This window comes from Chryseobacterium sp. GTID13 (assembly GCF_056172655.1).
Map to the genome: position 1 here is coordinate 1951969 of NZ_JAOCMB010000005.1, position 18325 is coordinate 1970293.

Annotated in this window: 14 protein-coding genes and 3 pseudogenes; all 17 read right to left on the minus strand. The window is 32.2% G+C overall.

The window, feature by feature from the left end:
- A complete protein-coding gene (locus N4G44_RS15750) occupies window positions 1-858 on the minus strand; it encodes a glycosyltransferase (protein WP_474928236.1) in 858 nt (285 codons plus the stop codon).
- Between the two features lie 852 nt (window positions 859-1710).
- Window positions 1711-2241, minus strand: a complete 531-nt coding sequence (locus N4G44_RS15755; protein ID WP_474928237.1) for a hypothetical protein — start codon at window positions 2239-2241, stop codon at window positions 1711-1713.
- A gap of 6 nt (window positions 2242-2247) precedes the next feature.
- Window positions 2248-3324: a glycosyltransferase gene (locus tag N4G44_RS15760; RefSeq protein WP_474928238.1), complete on the minus strand. Its 1077-nt coding sequence runs from the start codon at window positions 3322-3324 to the stop codon at window positions 2248-2250.
- Window positions 3324-4189, minus strand: a pseudogene (locus N4G44_RS15765) (glycosyltransferase family A protein). The gene N4G44_RS15760 and the pseudogene N4G44_RS15765 overlap by 1 nt, the downstream one beginning before the upstream one ends.
- Entirely contained in the window at window positions 4189-4737 is a 549-nt protein-coding gene (locus N4G44_RS15770; RefSeq protein ID WP_474928239.1) for a serine O-acetyltransferase, read from the minus strand. Before N4G44_RS15770 ends, N4G44_RS15765 begins: the two are co-directional and overlap by 1 nt.
- A 1-nt stretch (window position 4738) precedes the next feature.
- The gene (locus N4G44_RS15775; protein ID WP_474928240.1) at window positions 4739-5140 is read right to left on the minus strand and encodes a hypothetical protein; all 402 of its coding nucleotides are present in this window, start codon (window positions 5138-5140) and stop codon (window positions 4739-4741) included.
- Window positions 5140-6063, minus strand: a complete 924-nt coding sequence (locus tag N4G44_RS15780) for a hypothetical protein (RefSeq protein WP_474928241.1) — start codon at window positions 6061-6063, stop codon at window positions 5140-5142. The genes N4G44_RS15775 and N4G44_RS15780 overlap by 1 nt, the downstream gene beginning before the upstream one ends.
- Window positions 6064-6112: 49 nt before the next feature.
- The gene (locus tag N4G44_RS15785; protein ID WP_474928242.1) at window positions 6113-6766 is read right to left on the minus strand and encodes an EpsG family protein; all 654 of its coding nucleotides are present in this window, start codon (window positions 6764-6766) and stop codon (window positions 6113-6115) included.
- Entirely contained in the window at window positions 6763-7209 is a 447-nt protein-coding gene (locus N4G44_RS15790; RefSeq protein WP_474928243.1) for an EpsG family protein, read from the minus strand. The genes N4G44_RS15785 and N4G44_RS15790 overlap by 4 nt, the downstream gene beginning before the upstream one ends.
- Window positions 7210-7260: 51 nt before the next feature.
- Window positions 7261-8703: an oligosaccharide flippase family protein gene (locus N4G44_RS15795; protein ID WP_474928244.1), complete on the minus strand. Its 1443-nt coding sequence runs from the start codon at window positions 8701-8703 to the stop codon at window positions 7261-7263.
- A gap of 69 nt (window positions 8704-8772) precedes the next feature.
- Window positions 8773-10064, minus strand: a pseudogene (locus tag N4G44_RS15800) (nucleotide sugar dehydrogenase).
- Window positions 10065-12449 carry a GumC family protein gene (locus N4G44_RS15805; protein WP_474928353.1) on the minus strand — a complete coding sequence of 795 codons (2385 nt, stop codon included), beginning with the start codon at window positions 12447-12449 and terminating at the stop codon, window positions 10065-10067.
- 7 nt (window positions 12450-12456) lie between these two features.
- Window positions 12457-13278 (minus strand): polysaccharide biosynthesis/export family protein, encoded by an 822-nt coding sequence (locus N4G44_RS15810; RefSeq protein ID WP_474928245.1) that lies wholly within the window; start codon window positions 13276-13278, stop codon window positions 12457-12459.
- A gap of 37 nt (window positions 13279-13315) precedes the next feature.
- Entirely contained in the window at window positions 13316-15244 is a 1929-nt protein-coding gene (locus N4G44_RS15815) for a polysaccharide biosynthesis protein (RefSeq protein ID WP_474928246.1), read from the minus strand.
- A 119-nt stretch (window positions 15245-15363) separates the two neighbouring features.
- The gene (locus N4G44_RS15820; RefSeq protein ID WP_474928354.1) at window positions 15364-16455 is read right to left on the minus strand and encodes a DegT/DnrJ/EryC1/StrS family aminotransferase; all 1092 of its coding nucleotides are present in this window, start codon (window positions 16453-16455) and stop codon (window positions 15364-15366) included.
- A gap of 44 nt (window positions 16456-16499) precedes the next feature.
- A pseudogene (locus N4G44_RS15825) lies at window positions 16500-16963 on the minus strand (regulatory protein RecX).
- A gap of 60 nt (window positions 16964-17023) precedes the next feature.
- Entirely contained in the window at window positions 17024-18289 is a 1266-nt protein-coding gene (gene glyA, locus N4G44_RS15830; RefSeq protein WP_073060977.1) for a serine hydroxymethyltransferase, read from the minus strand.
- Window positions 18290-18325: the final 36 nt, after the last annotated feature.

The following is an 18325-nucleotide window of genomic DNA, read 5'->3' on the forward strand; positions in this document are numbered from 1 at the left end:
TTAATAGCCTAAATTTGTATGAATATGATCCCAAATTTTTGTTTCTTCAAAATTTTGTCTAACAAAATCCCTTCCATTATCTCCATGCTGGCGTTTTACTTCAGAATTTTCAATATAAAATTCTATTTTTTCTATGATATCTGCAGGATCGTTTTCTATAAAAAGTCCAGTTTGATTTTCAATAATGGATTCTTCACACCCTGTCGCTTTGGTAATTAAAACAGGTAATTTCATTGAGGAAGCTTCCAAAGATACTGTAGGAAAACCTTCACGGTAAGTTGGTAATACAAAAATATCCATTATATTAAAATATGGAGCTGCATTCAATACAAATCCTGTATTTATGATATTGATGTCACTCTTTATAATTCTTTTTGATTCTTCGCTGATGGCATCTCTTTCCTCAATAGGTCCTACTAAAAGAAGTTTTAAGTGCTGATGCTTCTCCCTTAATATCTTCCAGGCATCAATGAGTTCATTAATTCCCTTATCTTTAACCAGCCTTCCAACATAACCGATTACAAAATCTTTATCAGTGATTCCCAACTCTTGTTTAATATCTGCAACTAAACTATTATTTTGCTTCTCAGGATTAAATTTATTTTCAGTATCTATTCCATTACAGGTTCCTATCCCCAAAATGATATTTTTAGATGGAGCATTTAAATGATCTTCTTCACTAATTTTCTTTACAGAATGGCTTACACAGACAACTTTACTTGCTAAATTTCCTGAAAGTCTATCAATATTCTTGAGCAACAGTCTTTTAAATCCTGTACTAGTTTCATAAATAATACCATGTCTAAAATAAACTCTATCCTGAACTCCTGCAAAAAAAGCAGCGATCATCGCTACCATCCCCCCTTGGGAGTGTGTCCTACGACAGTATCTATTTTATTCTTTTTGATGAATTTATAGATTTTATAAATTGCTTTTAAATCTGTTATCGGACTAATATTCCTTGTGACGTCTACAGAAAATGGTTTGTATTTGAGAGGATCCGCTAATTGAAAGAATTCATCAGATGGTGTACATCCAAGAAAATAGTCGTTATTTGTTTTTGTACGGAGATATTTAAATTGTTTTCCAAAAAAATGATTAATAACAAAAGAAACTGTTATTACGTGTAAAATTTTTTTATTCATTGTATTTTTATTCTGAAATTAAAACTTCTTCAATTTTAATTATATTTTATATATTATATTAAATCATACAAACCTTCTATATAAAGCAGTACTTGAAAAAAAAACAGGACTAAAAAATAAATAAAAATTCCCTTTTTTATTTTAAAATTAATCATATTTTCCTGAAGCAAACAAATCACAAACAAGATTTTAACAAAAAAGGAAACCCGTTCAAAAAAAGTCAAATAAATAAATGTAAAGTTCATTACAGCGGAGAGAATAAACAAAATCTTCAGCCAAATATTTTCTTTTTTATTTTTCAACTGATAATATAAAAAAATCAATGTAAATAAATACCAGCTCAACTTATAAAAGCTAACTAATATAATTTTGATATTATTTATTGACAATTTAAAATAATAATCCTTCTGAAAGGTATAATGTTGTAGTTTGCCAATTATAGGGATTGAACTATAGTTTGTAAATTTTTCGGATTGAAACGGGAGACAGATAATAGGCAAAAGAAATCCAATAAAAGAAATCCACCACAATAAATGAATTCTTCTTAATCTGAGCTTTAATAGTGCTAAAACGGGAAGATAAAAAAAGTACTGAAATGGACTAGCACAGAGACTAAAAAAATAAAACCTGATTTTAAATATTTTTGGTGAACCAATAAATATATCGCGCTATACAGTAAAGCAATACTATGCAGATTTCTAACGCCGGATAATAGGCCCGAAATGCTAATAGCTGTGATAATAAATATTTGAGCCCATATTGTATTTTTACCTGTTTTGTTTAGTATCTGATCACTTATTTTAAGTATAATAAAAACGGTAGAGTATGTAATTGCACCTAATAAAAAATTAACGGGAATACCTAGCTTAGAAAATATATATATATAAATTGGTAAAATATAATCAGGTAGATCCTTGAGGACATTCCAAAATTCACGGATCGGCATTTCTTTAACCCCGTTGTAAAAACCATAAAAACGGTGTAAATCATCATAAATCATCGGAGGATTAACAATCAGGACAGATGCCAAGGCAAAAATCCCCGGGATGAGATACAATAATGTATCATACAGTTTTTTTGATTTTCCTATTTCCATTTCAGACTATAAACTCGAATAAAGTTCAAGAGTACTTTGAATCATTTTTTTTATATCAAACTCATATGCTTTAGCAAAACCTCTCTCTGCAACTTTACTGTAATAATCTTTATCTTCCAAGGAAATAATTTTTGACTTTAGATCTTCTTCATTTCCTTTTTCAAATAGTATTCCTCCTCCATTTACAACCTGGGCTAAACCATCTACATTGGATGCAATCAAAGGAATACCACAAACCATACTTTCTACAGCAGCCAGACCAAAACCTTCTGCATGAGAGCTTAAAATGGCAATATCACACATTTTCAACAGTGAATAAACATCTGCTCTTATTCCCAAAAAATTAATTCTAATTTCTACTTTAAGATCTTTTGCCAAACCTTTAACAATCTCTCTCCTGTCGCCACCGTCTCCAACTAAAATCAGTTTATAATTATCCGGCAATAATGATAGCGTTCTGATAAGAGTATCCTGATCCTTATTTGGACGAAAACTTGCAACCATTATCAATAATCTGTCATTCTCCGAATATCCAAAATCTATTCTGTTTGCCTTTGGCGCATTTTTAATATCCTGTATATTGATACCATTTTCAATTACCACAAGTTTTTCTTCAGGAATATCCAGTTTTTCAATTAGTTTGCTTTTAACTCCCTGAGTAATGCAAATAATTTTATTATAAAAACTATATATGAATTTTTCAATTCTTTTGAATTTATTATTCTCTATCCTATTGTTCGAAGTACTATGTTCAGTAAAAATGAGCTTAACATTTTTATTTCCTATCATTTTTGCGATAGCCGCAAAATATTGAGCTGGGAACAGGTGGACGTGCACCACATCATATTTTGAGAGATATGGAATAATTTTTATGGCATATAATGGATGATAAAACCTATTCCCTAAAGAAAATATATTGCAGTATCCTCCGTCTTCCAGCTTCTTATAAAAAGGGGTTATTTCTCCATTGAGTAATAAAACATCAACTTGACAGCCCTCCTCTACAAGACCTGGAACTATTTCTGTTAATAGTTTTTCCGCACCTCCGGTACCTAAACCGTCTATTATGTGTAAAATTTTCATTAGGATTCTTTTATCAAAAAGTATAAACTCATAGGAAATCCTATTAAGGAAAATAATGGATTAACTTTTTTCCACTTATAAGAAAAAGATTTCTGGGAAAACCTGGCAAACCTCCAATAATTAATATTGGCTTTTATTTTTTGGATAAACGGAATAGGCATTTTTGAAAAATCCGAATAAAAAAGCAATGTATATTCTGGAGAATTCTTCCTTATTTTAAAATTATTATCTGTGAGCCCTCCTTCAAGGTACTCTCCTATATAAATAATATCAGAAAACCATAAGAATTTGTATTGTAATGCTACATTGTACCAAAGTACACCTTCTGTACAAAACTTTTCACCATCAATATAGGGAAAAGGATACTTTCTCAATACATCTGTCCTGATAATTTCTGCCATATCCCCTTGTATTTTCATTCTAAATCTAAAATCCAAAGCATTGGCATGAATATCATCATAACCATTTTGTGTTCCGATATACTGGGTTTTAGAGTACCCTCTTCTGCCAGATAATCCTGCGTAAAGCTCATTGTTCTCAATAAGCTTGTATTTATCAGCAATTACAGTGGTAGCATCTTCTGTTAAATAATCATCACTATCAACTATAAAGAACAATTTACCTTTAGCTAATAGAGCCCCTTGGTTAATAGCAATATGTTTGCCTGAATTAATTTGTTTATGATAATGGATTGAAATCTCCCTTTTCTCTGAAACTCTTCTACAATACTTTCGGTATTATCCGAAGAACCATCATCTACAATCACCCATTCAAAATTCTGTAGTTTTTGCTGGCATAAACTCTCATATAAGCGTTGAAGCAAATATCCTCTATTATATGTTGGAGTAAAAATAGTTAATAACATTATACGACAAATTTATTTTTAATATATTCTCCGGGGTTGTTATAGTTTAAAACTTTAGCATAATTTCCTACAGCAGTGGCATTTTCAGGAATATCTTTTGTCACTACACTTCCCGCACCAATAGTTGAATTTTTACCAATTTTAACATTTTCGATTATACAAACATTAGGACCAATATATACATTATCTCCAATCACAGCAGCATTTCCGTTATTTGCTCCAATACTTGTATATTGTGATAAGTTTACGTTATTCCCTATAATTGTAGTTGGATTAATAACTAATGGTCCGGAATGTCCTAAATAAAGACCATATCCTATTTGAGTTTTATGGCTTATATCTATTCTGTATTTAATTCTTTTAATATTTAGAACAACAAAACAAATTTTATGGAAAAAGGGATTATGATGTTGTGACAATCTGAGCCATACACAATAATTAAATCCTCTATTAACCATATACTGGATAATAAAAGATTTTAAAGATCCGCTTGCCGTGTACCGGTAAAGATCAGACTTAATATATTTAATTATTTGCTTTAACTTCATGTTATTTTGAATATTTACCTAATATTTCTACATTTTTGTTCAATTTCTCATTAGGAACAATATTTTTCTTATAAACGTTTGCTGAGTTATCAAACGACAATACCATTTCACTTATATCTAGGTTATTCCCAGAAATATCTATATTACTTCCATCATAAACATCCAGTCTTTTTCCTAATACTTTATTTGAAGTAAATACTATTCCTTTAACTCTTTCTTTATTACCTCTACCTTGCGCAACAGATAATGAAAGGCTTTTTGAAAAATCTGAAAAAGTATTGTTTGTCACATTTACATTACTACTTGTAATTTGTAATATATTCTGAGGAATAAAATAATCTTTCTCTATGGTTATCACATTATTCTTAATAATTGTTCCCGTATTTGTTTCATAACCAAGCATTAGTATAGGAGCTGAAGTATAAAGAATAGGCTTATTTTTTTATCCAGCTGTTTATTGGTAATTATATTAGAATCCACGATTTGCATATGGCCATTATTATTCCACAAAACAACACCGGAAGAATTTCCTATCAGGTAGTTTTTATAAATTGTTGCGGTACCATCAACAAGTTCTACATGAATAGCTCTGTCATACCCTGTAACAGTATTATTAGTTATTGTTCCATTTCCTGATTTACTACCTTCAATACAGATCCCTACCGTTCCAAGTCTTCGCGTCTCAAGAATATTATTAATCACTATATTATTTTTTATCAGATAACTTTTAACACCATTTAAATACATTCCATTACCATGATTATCAACATAATCATAAGGGTTTCCAGTAACATTTTCAAAGGTATTGTCGGATATATCTGTATAGTTATTGGAATATGCACCGATGCCCGAAGTTCCATAATGATTCCTAATGATCATATTTGTGACCTTAAATCTGTCTAATGTTTCACCTACAAAAGCCCACATGTCCGGATTATTTTTAACTTTTGTTTTGTAATTTAAGGCTGCATCTACAATTCCACCATCAATCTCAACATTGAACTTATTTACGGTTTTACTAGTGGGGTCCTGAGTTGATCTGAATCTGAAACCTTTGAAGTCATTGGCATAATGCAATACTGCTTCTTTATCCAATTTAATATTAAAGCTTTGATTTATCAGAAATATATAACTATGGTCATACACTCCTTTTCTTGTTCTTTTTTTATTATCCAGATAATAATTTCCTTTAGAAATATAAAGAGTCCCTCCATTTTTGCTGATATACTCTATGGCCGTATCAAAGCCAGCAGTATCATCTATTTGATCATCTCCTTTTACATTAAATGTATTAATATTAATGATCTTATCTTGTGCACATGACAAGATAAAACAGATTAAGAAAAAAAACAGGGAAAAACGTCTATATGTCATATTAAGAATCTTTAAAAAAATATGATTTATATGGAAGATAGCCTTCTCCGTTATCAAACACAAGCAATTCTCTTGCATATACAGCAAAACAATAAAATGCTAAAATCAACAATATTCCTATACTTATTGTTTTTTTATTAGGAATATATAATAATGAGGAAAGTATTACAATATATCCTATTACAAAATATCCTTTTAAACGAGCTATGAACGCAAAGTCATAGAAGGCAAAAGTAATCATTACAAAAAAAACATATAAATTGAAAAACAGATTGAAATATTTTATTTTACTCTCTATTCTGTGTCTGTTCATTAATATTATAAATAAAACCGGAATGATTTCTACAAAATTAAGAATATTTGCACCTACAGCTCCTTCTTCTTCCAGATAATCCGTAAGTTTTTCGGCACCAAAAGGTAAAAAACTAGAAATTTGCATACCTATCAATGTACCTATTTTAAGTGCTCCTAAAGCAATGGAAATAATGAGTAGAATAATTACTTTTTTGTTGTCAATCTTTATATTACAGAAAAAATAAATGACCAGAAACATTATAGCACTCGTATGAAAAAGAGAGGCAAGAATAACCATTAAGAAAAATTTCAAAAACTTTCTTTCTATTACAAACTTAATAGCGAGCCAACAAATTATCATTGCAATAATTTGCCTCTGTGCCGTAAAGAAATAATAAAGAAATCCTTTAGCAAAAAAATCATTAACAGTACTCCATATATGTTGGAATAACGGATGAAAATAAAGTAGAGTCCTATACTACATGTTATTCCCAGAAAAAGTAAAAATGTATTAAAGTCAGCACCCAGATAGTTAAAAACTGACATTAAAACAATATAACCTTTTTCCGTTGCCATCAATAGGAAATAATCCGGCGAAAAAACATCTGAAAAATCTTTATCAGTATTTTCATACATTAGTTCATAGACCATGTAATCCGAACCTCCGATATTAAATCTTGAACCAGCAAATATTCCGAGAATTATAAAAAAAATAAGGAAAGGAATTTTACTTGTATTTTCTTTTAAATAGCTATAAAATGACAGAAAAACTGAGAATAGATAAAGTATGATATATGCCGCCATTTTTTGAGTATTTCAGAAATTGTAAAGGATTGAAGTGTAATAAAAGATAAATTATTTTTTTAATTTGTTCATAAACAAGGTTAAACCTTCCTGAATATATTTTTCTTTTACAATTAATAGACAAACAAATATAGATAAAAAAAACATTATGGATTCTACCATAAATATCCATAGGTTAAATTCCAGATTGAGGTATTCTTTTACCCCAAACAATAATAAAAATGCGAAGGTAGAACTCAGTAAAATTTTAAGAATATTTTTATTGAAAAGTAATCCTTTTGGGAGTTGTTTTCTAACAAAAGCCAGCATAAATAGTATTGCTACAATTTCTGCTAAAACTTGTGTAACCGCTGCACCATTTTGCTGCCAATGCTTTATAGCATACAGATTAACAACGACACTAAAAGCAGCTGTTAATATAACCGCATAAGTATAGATCTTTTCTTTCTTTTGAATAAACAAAACAAGATATCCTAAGAAATATACTATACCTGCAATTAAACAAACAGGAGACAGCAATTTCATTGTCAGCACTGCTGGATAGAAATCATCTCCAGCCATTATACCTATTATTTCTTCTGAAAACAGGAAAAAGAAAAATGAGATAGGAAGAGAAAAAAGTAAAATTAAATTAAAAGATTTAATTAACGTTTCACTGTATAGTTCTTTTTGACTATCCCAAAAGGTCGATAATCTTGGAATAAGAACCAAACCAATTACTGAAATGAATGTTATGGTTAGTCTGATGAGCTTATTAGATGCAGCATAGTAGCCCAGATATTTATCTCCTGCTAAATGGCTGATAAGGAAACTATCTAACTGTAAGTAAATGTTTACAGATATTGCTGCTACAAAAATAGTCATCACAGGCTTAAGATGTCTTTTAAAATCTAAAGTCTTAAATGAAATTTCTTGAAACTGGATATTTCTATATAAAAAATAAAAATTAAAAACATTAGATCCACATACATATAGAATTGTAATGAATACATAAACAAGATAATCATCTTTGGTATGTATAAATAAATAAAGAATCGCTAATGCTATCAACCTTACAAAGACAAATCTTATAGTAATATACAGCTGATCCTCCATCCCCATAAAAAACCAGTCCGCACCTGCATTATTAAGTAAAATAATAATACTAAAAAGTAAAATCAGTGTTTTATAATCCGAAAAAAGATTAAATCCATATATGAGTGTAAAAAGTATAATGTATGAAATTAATGTGGTAACAAAGAGTATGGACAGAAGCTCTACAAGCGTTTGGGATAATTTTTTCTTATCATTTCTTTGTTTGGCTACTTCCCTCACCCCGTACATTGGAATTCCTAAGACAGAAAACATGATAAAATAATTAATAATGGTGTTAGCATATTCTACTTTACCAATTATTTCAGCCCCCAGAGTTTTATTTGCATGAGACATAATCAAAAGGCCAACAATAGCCGAGGTCATTATTCTAAATGCACTTAAACCATAGTTTAAAGCCAAACTTTTTTTTCCATCAATAGTATTGTATTTTGTGCATATAGTTATTATTAGCAAAAGCCAATAAAAATTTTATAGCCTTGCATCAACTAAACTTCTATCTATAAAAGCTTTTGTATCAAAAATTACAGTATTTTCTTTTTTCAATTTTTGAAGGTCAATTTTCAAAAATTCATTATGAGCTACGGCTATGATAATAAAATCATATTTTTTATCTTCGTTGAGATCAGACAACATTTCTATATCATATTCCTGCTTCACTTTTTCTTTATTTGCCCAGGGATCAAATATATCAACATGAATTCCATATTCAATTAACTCTTTATAAATATCCAGAACCTTACTATTCCTGATATCGGGGCAATTTTCTTTAAAAGTCATCCCCAGAATTAATGCATCTGAACCTTTAACTATTCCATCTTTAGCAATACGGAGTTTAACAACTTTTGAAGCTATAAATTTGGCAATAGAATCATTTACACGACGTCCTGATAAAATAACATCCGGATGATATCCTAGCTGTTCTGCCTTATGAGTTAAATAATAAGGATCAACAGAAATGCAATGACCTCCTACCAAGCCTGGTTTATACTTTAAAAAATTATACTTGGTCCCGGCAGCCTCCAAAACATCATTTGTATCAATACCAATTCTATCAAATATTAGGGCAAGCTCATTTACAAATGAAATATTTATATCTCTTTGAGCATTTTCTATGGCTTTAGAAGCTTCAGCCACTTTAATGCTTGGAGCCTTATAAGTTCCTGCTGTAATGATTTTTTTGTATAGATCATCTATCTGGTCTGCAATTGAAGATGTAGATCCAGAAGTAACTTTTTAACATTGGTAAGGGTATTAATTTTATCACCGGGATTAATTCTTTCCGGTGAATAGCCTACAAAAAAATCTTCATTAAATTTTAATCCTGAATATTCTTCTAATATTGGCACACACTCATCTTCTGTACAACCGGGAAAAACTGTTGATTCATAGATAATAATATCTCTTTTCTTTATAATTTTCCCCAGCATTTTTGACGCTGATATTAGTGGATGTAAATTCGGAGCATTGTATTTATCAATAGGTGTAGGTACTGTTACAATAAAAATATTACTCTCCGAGATTTCAGATATATCATCTGTTGCTTTATATCCTATCTTGCCTTGAGACTCTTTATACCTCTCCAGGCCATCATTGAGTTTACAAATATCAGCTTCAAAAGTAGTATCTTGACCCTTATTTAATTCTATTACCCTTTCAGAATTTATATCAAATCCAAGAACAGGATAATGATTGGCAAATTCTAGTGCTAAAGGCAAGCCAACATACCCTTGTCCAATGATAGCAATCTTATAGAGATCCATTTAGCCAAATATTTTTCTTATTTTTTGCAACCACGTTTTTTCTTCTACATTCGCATATCCATAACCATATTTATTACTATATCCTAAATTTTCGCTGCTTACATCATTTAGTACAAAACCTACATTCTTAATCTTGCCCTGATCAATATTACTGTTAGCAAACTCAATCAAAGCCTTTTCAGTATAGTTAGATCTTGATACATAAATTACAACATCTGCCAATTCTGCTATTAAGAAAGAATCAGTTACCAACATTAATGGTGCAGTATCCAGAATGATATAATCATACTTTGCTTTAAGTTCGTTCAGAAGCATTTCATATCTTCCATTTGACAATAATTCCGTAGGATTTGGTGGAATCATTCCTGAATAAATAACATCCAGATAAGGATTAAAGGTAGATACATGAACTATATCCTCTAATTTTGTATGATCTGAGTAAAGGTACTCAGTAAGACCGGCTAATCCTTTTCTGGCAGGATTATAACGCTGAAGCTGAGGGTTTCTGATATCAGAGCCTATAATAATTACTTTTTTCTTCGGGCTAGCCATTGTTAACGCCAGATTTACAGAGGCAAATGTCTTACCTTCTCCCTTAACAGTAGAGGTAACAAAAACTACTTTTGCATCTTTACTTTTAGGAAGCATGAAATTCATATTGGTAATAAGAATTCTAAATGCCTCCGCCATTGGCGTAATATCATTCATCTGGACAATATCCGAGTCACCTTTCTCTTTACTAGGCAGTTCTGCAATTACCGGTGCATGGGCTAGTTTTTCAAGGTCATGCTTGGTCTTCAGCTTATTGTTAAGTAATTCTTTTAAATAAATAAATATAAATGGTATAAGTAGTCCAATAACCAAAGAAGCTAACAAGATAATTCCTCTTTGCGGAGATATTGGAGCTCCATATGCATATGCTGCATCTATAATCCTTGCTTTTGGAGCAAAAACAGATTGTGTAATTGCTGTTTCCTCTCTTTTTTGAAGTAACAAAAGATAAAGATTTTCTTTTATTTGTTGTTGTCTCTCAATGCCTCTGAAGATTTTTTCTATAGAAGGTAATTTGGATATCTTTCCTGTTATCTTATTTTGTTCTCCTAAATACTGGCTTTTAGCAAGTTCCAATCCTGTTCTGTTCTTTTCCAAACTTTGTGCTATGGATGTACGCATAGAATTAATTTGTTTGGTAACATCAGCCACAACAGGGTTTTCAGGAGTAGCAGACTCTAATAATCTGTTTCTGTACAAAACCAGTTGATTGTAAGCTGAAATTCCTGCAACAGCATCAACATTATTCAATCCTACATTAGCTGGTAAAACCTGATAAGGCGCTTGTTTTGAAATAAAATTCACCAATGAATTTGTTAATTCCAATTGGGCATCTATTTCTAATTGTTTTGCCCGGGCTTCAGCAGAACTTTGCAAATCTATTTTTGCTTCAGTCTCTAGGTCAGTTAAATTATTTTGTGATTTAAAATTCTCTTTTTGACTTTCAACCTGTCCTAATTCAACAGAAAGTTTTTTGATCCTGTCCTCAATAAAATCCAGTGTTTTTTGAGATTCTTGGCTTTTATCTAAAATCGCATCATTATTATAGGCAACAATAAGACTATTAAGAATATCCTTCGCTTTATTTATTTCCGGATATTTTACGTTTAATTTGATAATAGTTGTTTCCTTATTAATTAAACCTGCACTAAAAAGGCCTTGTAAACTATTTACTTTTGCTTCTTTTGATGCAATATTCAATTCTAAATTATTATAATCTATTTTTTTGACTAAATTTTTATTAAATTTAGTATTCTTAATAATAATAATATTTGCAAAAGGTAATGATATTGTTCTTCCAAAACCCGTAACAATATCTTTTTTCAGATTTTCGGATGAAATTTTAAGCTCTTCTCCATGTATCTGAACTTTTATGACATTATTTGAATTAATGGGCTGTTTTTCATTAATTACCTTCACATAAATAGGAGACGTTTCCTTATATAATTCGACGCTTCTGATTCTTCCCTTAGCAATGATGTTTGTTTGAAGATTTTGGCTGTTCACTACAGCACTCATCAATCTTTTAGATTTGAATATTTCAATTTCATTAGTAATGCTGCTGGTCTTAAGCCCTCCGAATCCAGAGAAATCGGGTAAGAACCCTAGATTACTTGAACTTGGAGATGTATTTTTAGCATCTTTAATGAGTACTGTGGCCTGTGTATTATATATAGGTGTCATAAATTTAAGGGCAATATACCCTAGAATAACAGCTAATACAGCACTTATACAAAACCATATCCATCTTCTTGTGTATGGCTTAATGATTTCATTAATATCAATGTTAAAATTATTTTTTACTTCCGGATTTTGTGAAGACTTATTATCCATCAATTTCTTATTTCTTATTAAATAGACTTACTACTACTGCCACAGCCGTAACTGCTATAGAAATACCTGTTAAGATAAGTCCTGTATTAGGGTTTTGTTTTGCTGTAAGATCTTTAGTATTGTTCGAAGAAACTATAATAGCATCTCCTTGTTTCAGATTATAATAAGGCGAATTAATCAGATTAGCATCTTGTAAATTTACTCTACCATGAATGACTTGTCCGTTTTCTGTTCTTATAACCAGAACATCTTCTCTTTTTCCATATATGGTAAGATCTCCTGCCAGACCAAGTGCATTTAATATGGTAGCTTGCCCATTCGAAATTGTATAGTCCCCCTGTCTGTTTACTTCACCCAATACTGTTATTTTGAAATTCGCAAGTCTCATACTTACTGTAGGATTAACAACATATTGAGTCATTCTATCTCTTAGCTCATCTTTAAAACCGGTAAAAGTTTTGTTGGTTGTATTAATTTTCCCTAATACCGGAAAATCTATATCTCCATTAGCATCTACAATGTAGGTAGGCCCAGAAATAGTTACAGTACCTTGACTTGGAGTATTTCCTCCTGCAGTATTATTTGTCTGAATCATTTCTGAGGACGAATAATTTTGATTAAATGGCTTAACTACATCCATATCCTTCGCAGTTATCCAAATGACCAATTGATCCCCGGCTTGTATAGTAGAAACAGAATTTTTTGCTGACGATTCAATAGCCACTTTTTCTATATTCTGCATATAGTTTAAATCATTTGGCTTATTCTGATTCACCTTACATGAAACCAGTATCAGTGTTAGAAATATTGCTAATATTTTTCCCTTCATATCTTAAAATTGTACAAATATACATTTATATTTTTCTTTATTTATCTAAAGCCTCATAGATGGAATTATTACTTCTAAACTCAGGCACAATTGTTTTTAAAAGCTTCACTACATTCACTTTATCTTCCATTACAGAAGCATCTGTTATCAGATTGATCAGGGCTTCTATTTCTGAGAATGACATCGCAGGGTCTTTAGAAATCATGATTTTATCATTATGAGTAGGGAGTGTTTTTGCATTATCACTCAACAGCTCTTCATATAGCTTTTCTCCCGGTCGTAGGCCCGTATAAATAATTTTTATATCTATATTAGGTTCAAAACCGGATAATTTGATCATTCTTCTCGCCAGATCAAGGATTTTTACCGGTTCTCCCATATCAAAGACAAAAATTTCACCTCCCTGTCCCATTGTTCCTGCCTGTAAAACAAGTTCACAAGCTTCAGGAATGGTCATGAAGTATCTTACAATATCCGGATGGGTAATGGTCACAGGACCTCCTGCTTCTATCTGTCTTTTAAAGTGTGGAATAACGGAACCGTTTGATCCCAATACATTTCCAAACCTGGTTGTAATAAACTTGGTCGTATTCCCTTCTACATGATGTAAGGACTGAACAAACAGCTCAGCTGCTCTTTTGGAAGCTCCCATGACATTGGTAGGGTTTACAGCTTTATCCGTAGAGATCATCACAAAGCGATTTACTTTATAACGGCTTGATAAAATAGCAACATTTTTTGATCCTAGGACATTGACACGGATAGCTTCATTAGGATTTTCCTCAACTAAAGGGACATGCTTATATGCGGCAGCATGGTATACCATTGAAAAGTTATAAGTCTGGAATACCGGTTCAACACGGTGTATGTTAGAAACATCGGCTAAAACAAACTTAAACCTGATATGAGGAAATTTCTCTTTCATTTCAAGCTCAATATCATATAACGGAGTTTCCGCCTGATCCAGAACGACAATTAATGCAGGATTAAACTGGGCTACCTGTCTTACGATTTCGCTTCCGATAGATCCGGCACCACCCGTTACCAGTATATTTTTATTGAAGTGTCTGCTTTTAACCTCTTCGCTTTCAATTTTTATTGGTTTTCTGTTGAGAAGGTCTTCAATCTGAAGATTTCTGATGGCTCCTCCTAAATCGCTGTCTCTTAACTTTTGTACGGATGGAGCTTTGAATATATTCAAGTCTTTTTCTAAAAATAAATTCACCCACGAATTCATTTCATCTTTAGACATCATTTCTTTAACAATGATCACCCCATCAATAATAAGATCTTCTTTTGTAGCTTCCTCTATCCTTTTCTTCTCATAAATAGGTTTTCCCAATAACGAAGCTCTTTTGGAATCTGTTCTCTGCGTAAGAAAGCCCACTACCTGATAAGGCAGGCTTGGATTATCCAGAATAGCACGGGCTATAGCAATGGACTGTTCATCGATACCTAGAACTAAAATTCTTTTTTTCAGTGCACTTCTTCTATATTCCCGTACAATATGGAAAAACTCTTTCACATACAGCCTGAAAAGGAATAATCCCATAAAAGAAATAATGAAATAAAGTATAAGGAAAGGAGTAAGAATAAATTTCCCTCCGGTAGACCAGAAATAGATCAGATTTACCAATCCCACTACGGTCATGGTACAGAAACATGATATAAGCAGTTTAAAAAGGTCAATAAAAGTAGAGTGCCTTATAATTCCTGCATAGGTTTTGAATAAATACATGAAAATTGTATTTATCAAAATAATAAAACCGAAAACAATACTTTTATCTTCGTGATAAATGAATTCTTTCTGGGTAATTTTTTCTATAGTATAAGTGGAAAGAAATAAAGACATGACCAGAATAATAATATCTATTACAAGTATTATCCATCTGGGAAGATATCTTACGTCTGAGAGATTGACAACATTATCACCTCCAAATATCTTTTTTCTAATAGAGCTGTACATTGCCTTTGTTTGTGTTCATATTTAATAGGTTCAACCCTTTGTTTTATTAATACTCTTTTTTAAGAATGGATACAAAAATAAAATAAAATCCTATCTATCCGTAAATTTTAAAAACAAATTTAGGGAATTTCACTTTCTAAAACCTCAGAAATTCTATTTCTGCAATCATTCGTTAAATTGGTTCCTGACGGTAGACAAAGTCCTGTGTCAAAAAGCGTACCAGATAAATTATTTCCGAAAAATCTGCAATCCTTATACAGGGGTTGAAGATGCATTGGCTTCCATAGATATCTGGTTTCTATATTATTCTGTGAAAATTTACTCCTAAGCTCCTCCTTCGAAAGTCCGTTTTTCAGAATAACAGTATTGAGCCAGTAATTAGAATAAAAATCACTGTTTGGTGTGGAAAATAAATCAATATTTTCATTATTCTTCAACAGTTCGTGATAAAAATCATGATTTTTTCTCCTCGTGATGATTTTTTCTTCGAGTGTTTCCAATTGGCCTCTTCCAATTCCGGCCGCAATATTATCCATTCTGTAATTGTATCCTAATTCGGAATGGTTGTAAAATTCTTCGTTGTCTTTACCTTGTGTAGCAAGAAAAAGTGCTCTTTTCTTTACTTCTTCATTTCTTGAGATCAAAACTCCCCCACCCGCAGTAGTGATAATTTTGTTTCCGTTAAAACTTATAACAGAAAGATCTCCGAAAGTACCGCAAGGCCGGCCTTTATATTGACTGCCCAATGCTTCCGCACTGTCTTCAATTACAGGAATATCATATTTTTTTGAAATCTGGAGTATTTCTTCCGCTTTAAAAGGCATTCCATAAAGGCAAACTGCAATAATTGCTTTTGGTTTTTTTCCTTGCTGAATACAGTATTTCACTGCACCTTCCAAGGCATTTGGACAGATATTCCAGGTCTGATCTTCGCTATCAACAAATACCGGAACAGCTTTAAGGTAAAGAATAGGATTGGCAGAAGCCACAAAAGTAAAAGACTGGCAGATGACGAAATCTCCTTCCTCAACATTTAAGAGTCTAAGTGCAAGATGAATGGCCGCAGTTCCGGAAGATAAAGCCGTTACATGAGAATCGTATCCTAAATAGTTTTCCAGGCTATTTTCAAATTCATCAATATTGGAGCCGTATTGGGAAATCCAGTTGGTATCAAATGCGTTATGCACATATTTAAGCTCATTTCCCCCCATATGAGGAGGCGAAAGCCAAATCTTATCTTTTTTCAATTACTTATTTATGTTTCGCCAAAAGTATCACTTATTTTTTCATATTCAAAGCCCCGGCTCATTAAATATTTTATTGTTTTAGATTTTTTTGATATTCCTTCATCCCTTTCTGCCTTGAATAGTAGTCTTCAAAGATTTTTCTGATCATTTTTTCATAATCGGATTCATCTATTTCGTCGAAACAGCTGTTGATGAGTTTTTCAGAAATCTGTTTCTGCTTAAGGTGCATTTTGATTTTATTCCTGCCCCAATGCTTGATATAAAACTTTCCCCTGATATAGCTCCGTGTAAATCTTTCTTCGTTAAGATAGTTTTCTTTTAAAAGGTAGAGTATAATTTCATCTTTTGCCTCATCAATGAGCATAAATTCTCTCATTTTTTGCTCCACTTCTGCATGGCAACGATCCTGATAAACACAATAGTTGACCAGTTTCTGCTTTATTTCATCAAAGGTGAAAGATTTTTTCTCCATAATAGATATGAAAAAGAATGGACAGGCTGCCCATTCTTTATAATAATATTTTAATTCAGATTAATAGTTGAAAAGGGCTTTACCTTCCATCAGTTCATTGACTTTCTTTCTTACAGAGCCGATAACCTCTTCATTTTTGATGTTGTCTACCACTTCAGAGATAAATCCTGCAATGGTGTCCATATCATTTTCTTTAAGACCTCTTGTTGTGATAGCTGCAGTTCCCAATCTGATACCGGAAGTCGTGAACGGTGATTTGTCATCAAAAGGAACCATATTTTTATTACATGTGATATCTGCAAGTACCAGAGCCTTTTCCGTTTCTTTTCCGTTGACGTTCTTATTTCTAAGGTCGACCAACATTAAGTGGTTATCTGTACCTCCACTTACAATGTCGAAACCTCTATTGATCATAGCTTTTGATAATGCCTGCGCATTGGCTTTAACCTGTTTTGCATAGGTTTCAAACTGAACATCCAACGCTTCAGCGAAAGCAACAGCTTTACCGGCGATAACATGCTCAAGCGGTCCTCCCTGAATACCCGGGAAAACAGCACCATCCAGTACCTGGCTCATCATCTTCGTTTCTCCTTTCGGCGTTTTGTGGCCGTATGTGTTTTCGAAGTCTTTCCCCATCATGATCATTCCTCCTCTCGGACCTCTTAATGTTTTGTGAGTAGTGGTAGTTACAACGTGACAATGTTCGAATGGAGAATTCAATAATCCTTTTGCCACTAAACCTGCCGGGTGAGCAATATCTGCCCAAAGCGTAGCTCCTATTTCATCCGCAACCTCTCTGAATTTAGCATAATCAAGATCTCTTGAATAAGCGGAGAAACCTGCGATAAGCATTTTCGGTCTTTCTCTCAAAGCTACTTCTCTCATCTGGTCGTAATCGATAAGTCCTGTTTCTTTCTGAACACCGTAAGAAACCACCTGATACTGAATTCCTGAAAAATTCACAGATGAACCGTGAGTAAGATGCCCTCCCATTGAAAGGTCCATTCCCATAATTTTGTCTCCGGCTTTCAAAACGGCAAGGTAAATGGCAGCATTAGCCTGTGAACCTGAATGCGGCTGTACATTTACATAATCTACACCGAAAAGTTCTTTGGCTCTGTTAATGGCTAATGTTTCAACCTCATCTACTACTTCACATCCTCCGTAATATCTTTTTCCGGGATATCCTTCAGCATATTTGTTGGTCAGTACACTTCCCATTGCTTTCATCACGTTCTCAGAAACAAAGTTTTCTGATGCAATAAGCTCTAATCCATGGGATTGTCTTTGTCTTTCTTTTTCAATCAGGTCGAAAATAATGTCCATTTTACTTTTAGTTTTTGAAATTTTTCACCCCAAATG

What these genes read in the sequence shown, in the direction of transcription:
- N4G44_RS15815 (WP_474928246.1), bottom strand. Translation starts at nt 15,244, where the DNA reads ATGTACAGCTCTATTAGAAAAAAGATATTTGGAGGTGATAATGTTGTC.
- N4G44_RS15755 (WP_474928237.1), bottom strand. Translation starts at nt 2,241, where the DNA reads ATGGAAATAGGAAAATCAAAAAAACTGTATGATACATTATTGTATCTC.
- N4G44_RS15805 (WP_474928353.1), bottom strand. Translation starts at nt 12,449, where the DNA reads ATGGATAATAAGTCTTCACAAAATCCGGAAGTAAAAAATAATTTTAAC.
- N4G44_RS15775 (WP_474928240.1), bottom strand. Translation starts at nt 5,140, where the DNA reads ATGCTTGGTTATGAAACAAATACGGGAACAATTATTAAGAATAATGTG.
- N4G44_RS15770 (WP_474928239.1), bottom strand. Translation starts at nt 4,737, where the DNA reads ATGAAGTTAAAGCAAATAATTAAATATATTAAGTCTGATCTTTACCGG.
- N4G44_RS15810 (WP_474928245.1), bottom strand. Translation starts at nt 13,278, where the DNA reads ATGAAGGGAAAAATATTAGCAATATTTCTAACACTGATACTGGTTTCA.
- N4G44_RS15750 (WP_474928236.1), bottom strand. Translation starts at nt 858, where the DNA reads ATGGTAGCGATGATCGCTGCTTTTTTTGCAGGAGTTCAGGATAGAGTT.
- N4G44_RS15760 (WP_474928238.1), bottom strand. Translation starts at nt 3,324, where the DNA reads ATGAAAATTTTACACATAATAGACGGTTTAGGTACCGGAGGTGCGGAA.
- N4G44_RS15820 (WP_474928354.1), bottom strand. Translation starts at nt 16,455, where the DNA reads ATGGGGGGAAATGAGCTTAAATATGTGCATAACGCATTTGATACCAAC.
- N4G44_RS15785 (WP_474928242.1), bottom strand. Translation starts at nt 6,766, where the DNA reads ATGATAATTTGTTGGCTCGCTATTAAGTTTGTAATAGAAAGAAAGTTT.
- glyA (WP_073060977.1), bottom strand. Translation starts at nt 18,289, where the DNA reads ATGGACATTATTTTCGACCTGATTGAAAAAGAAAGACAAAGACAATCC.
- N4G44_RS15790 (WP_474928243.1), bottom strand. Translation starts at nt 7,209, where the DNA reads ATGGCGGCATATATCATACTTTATCTATTCTCAGTTTTTCTGTCATTT.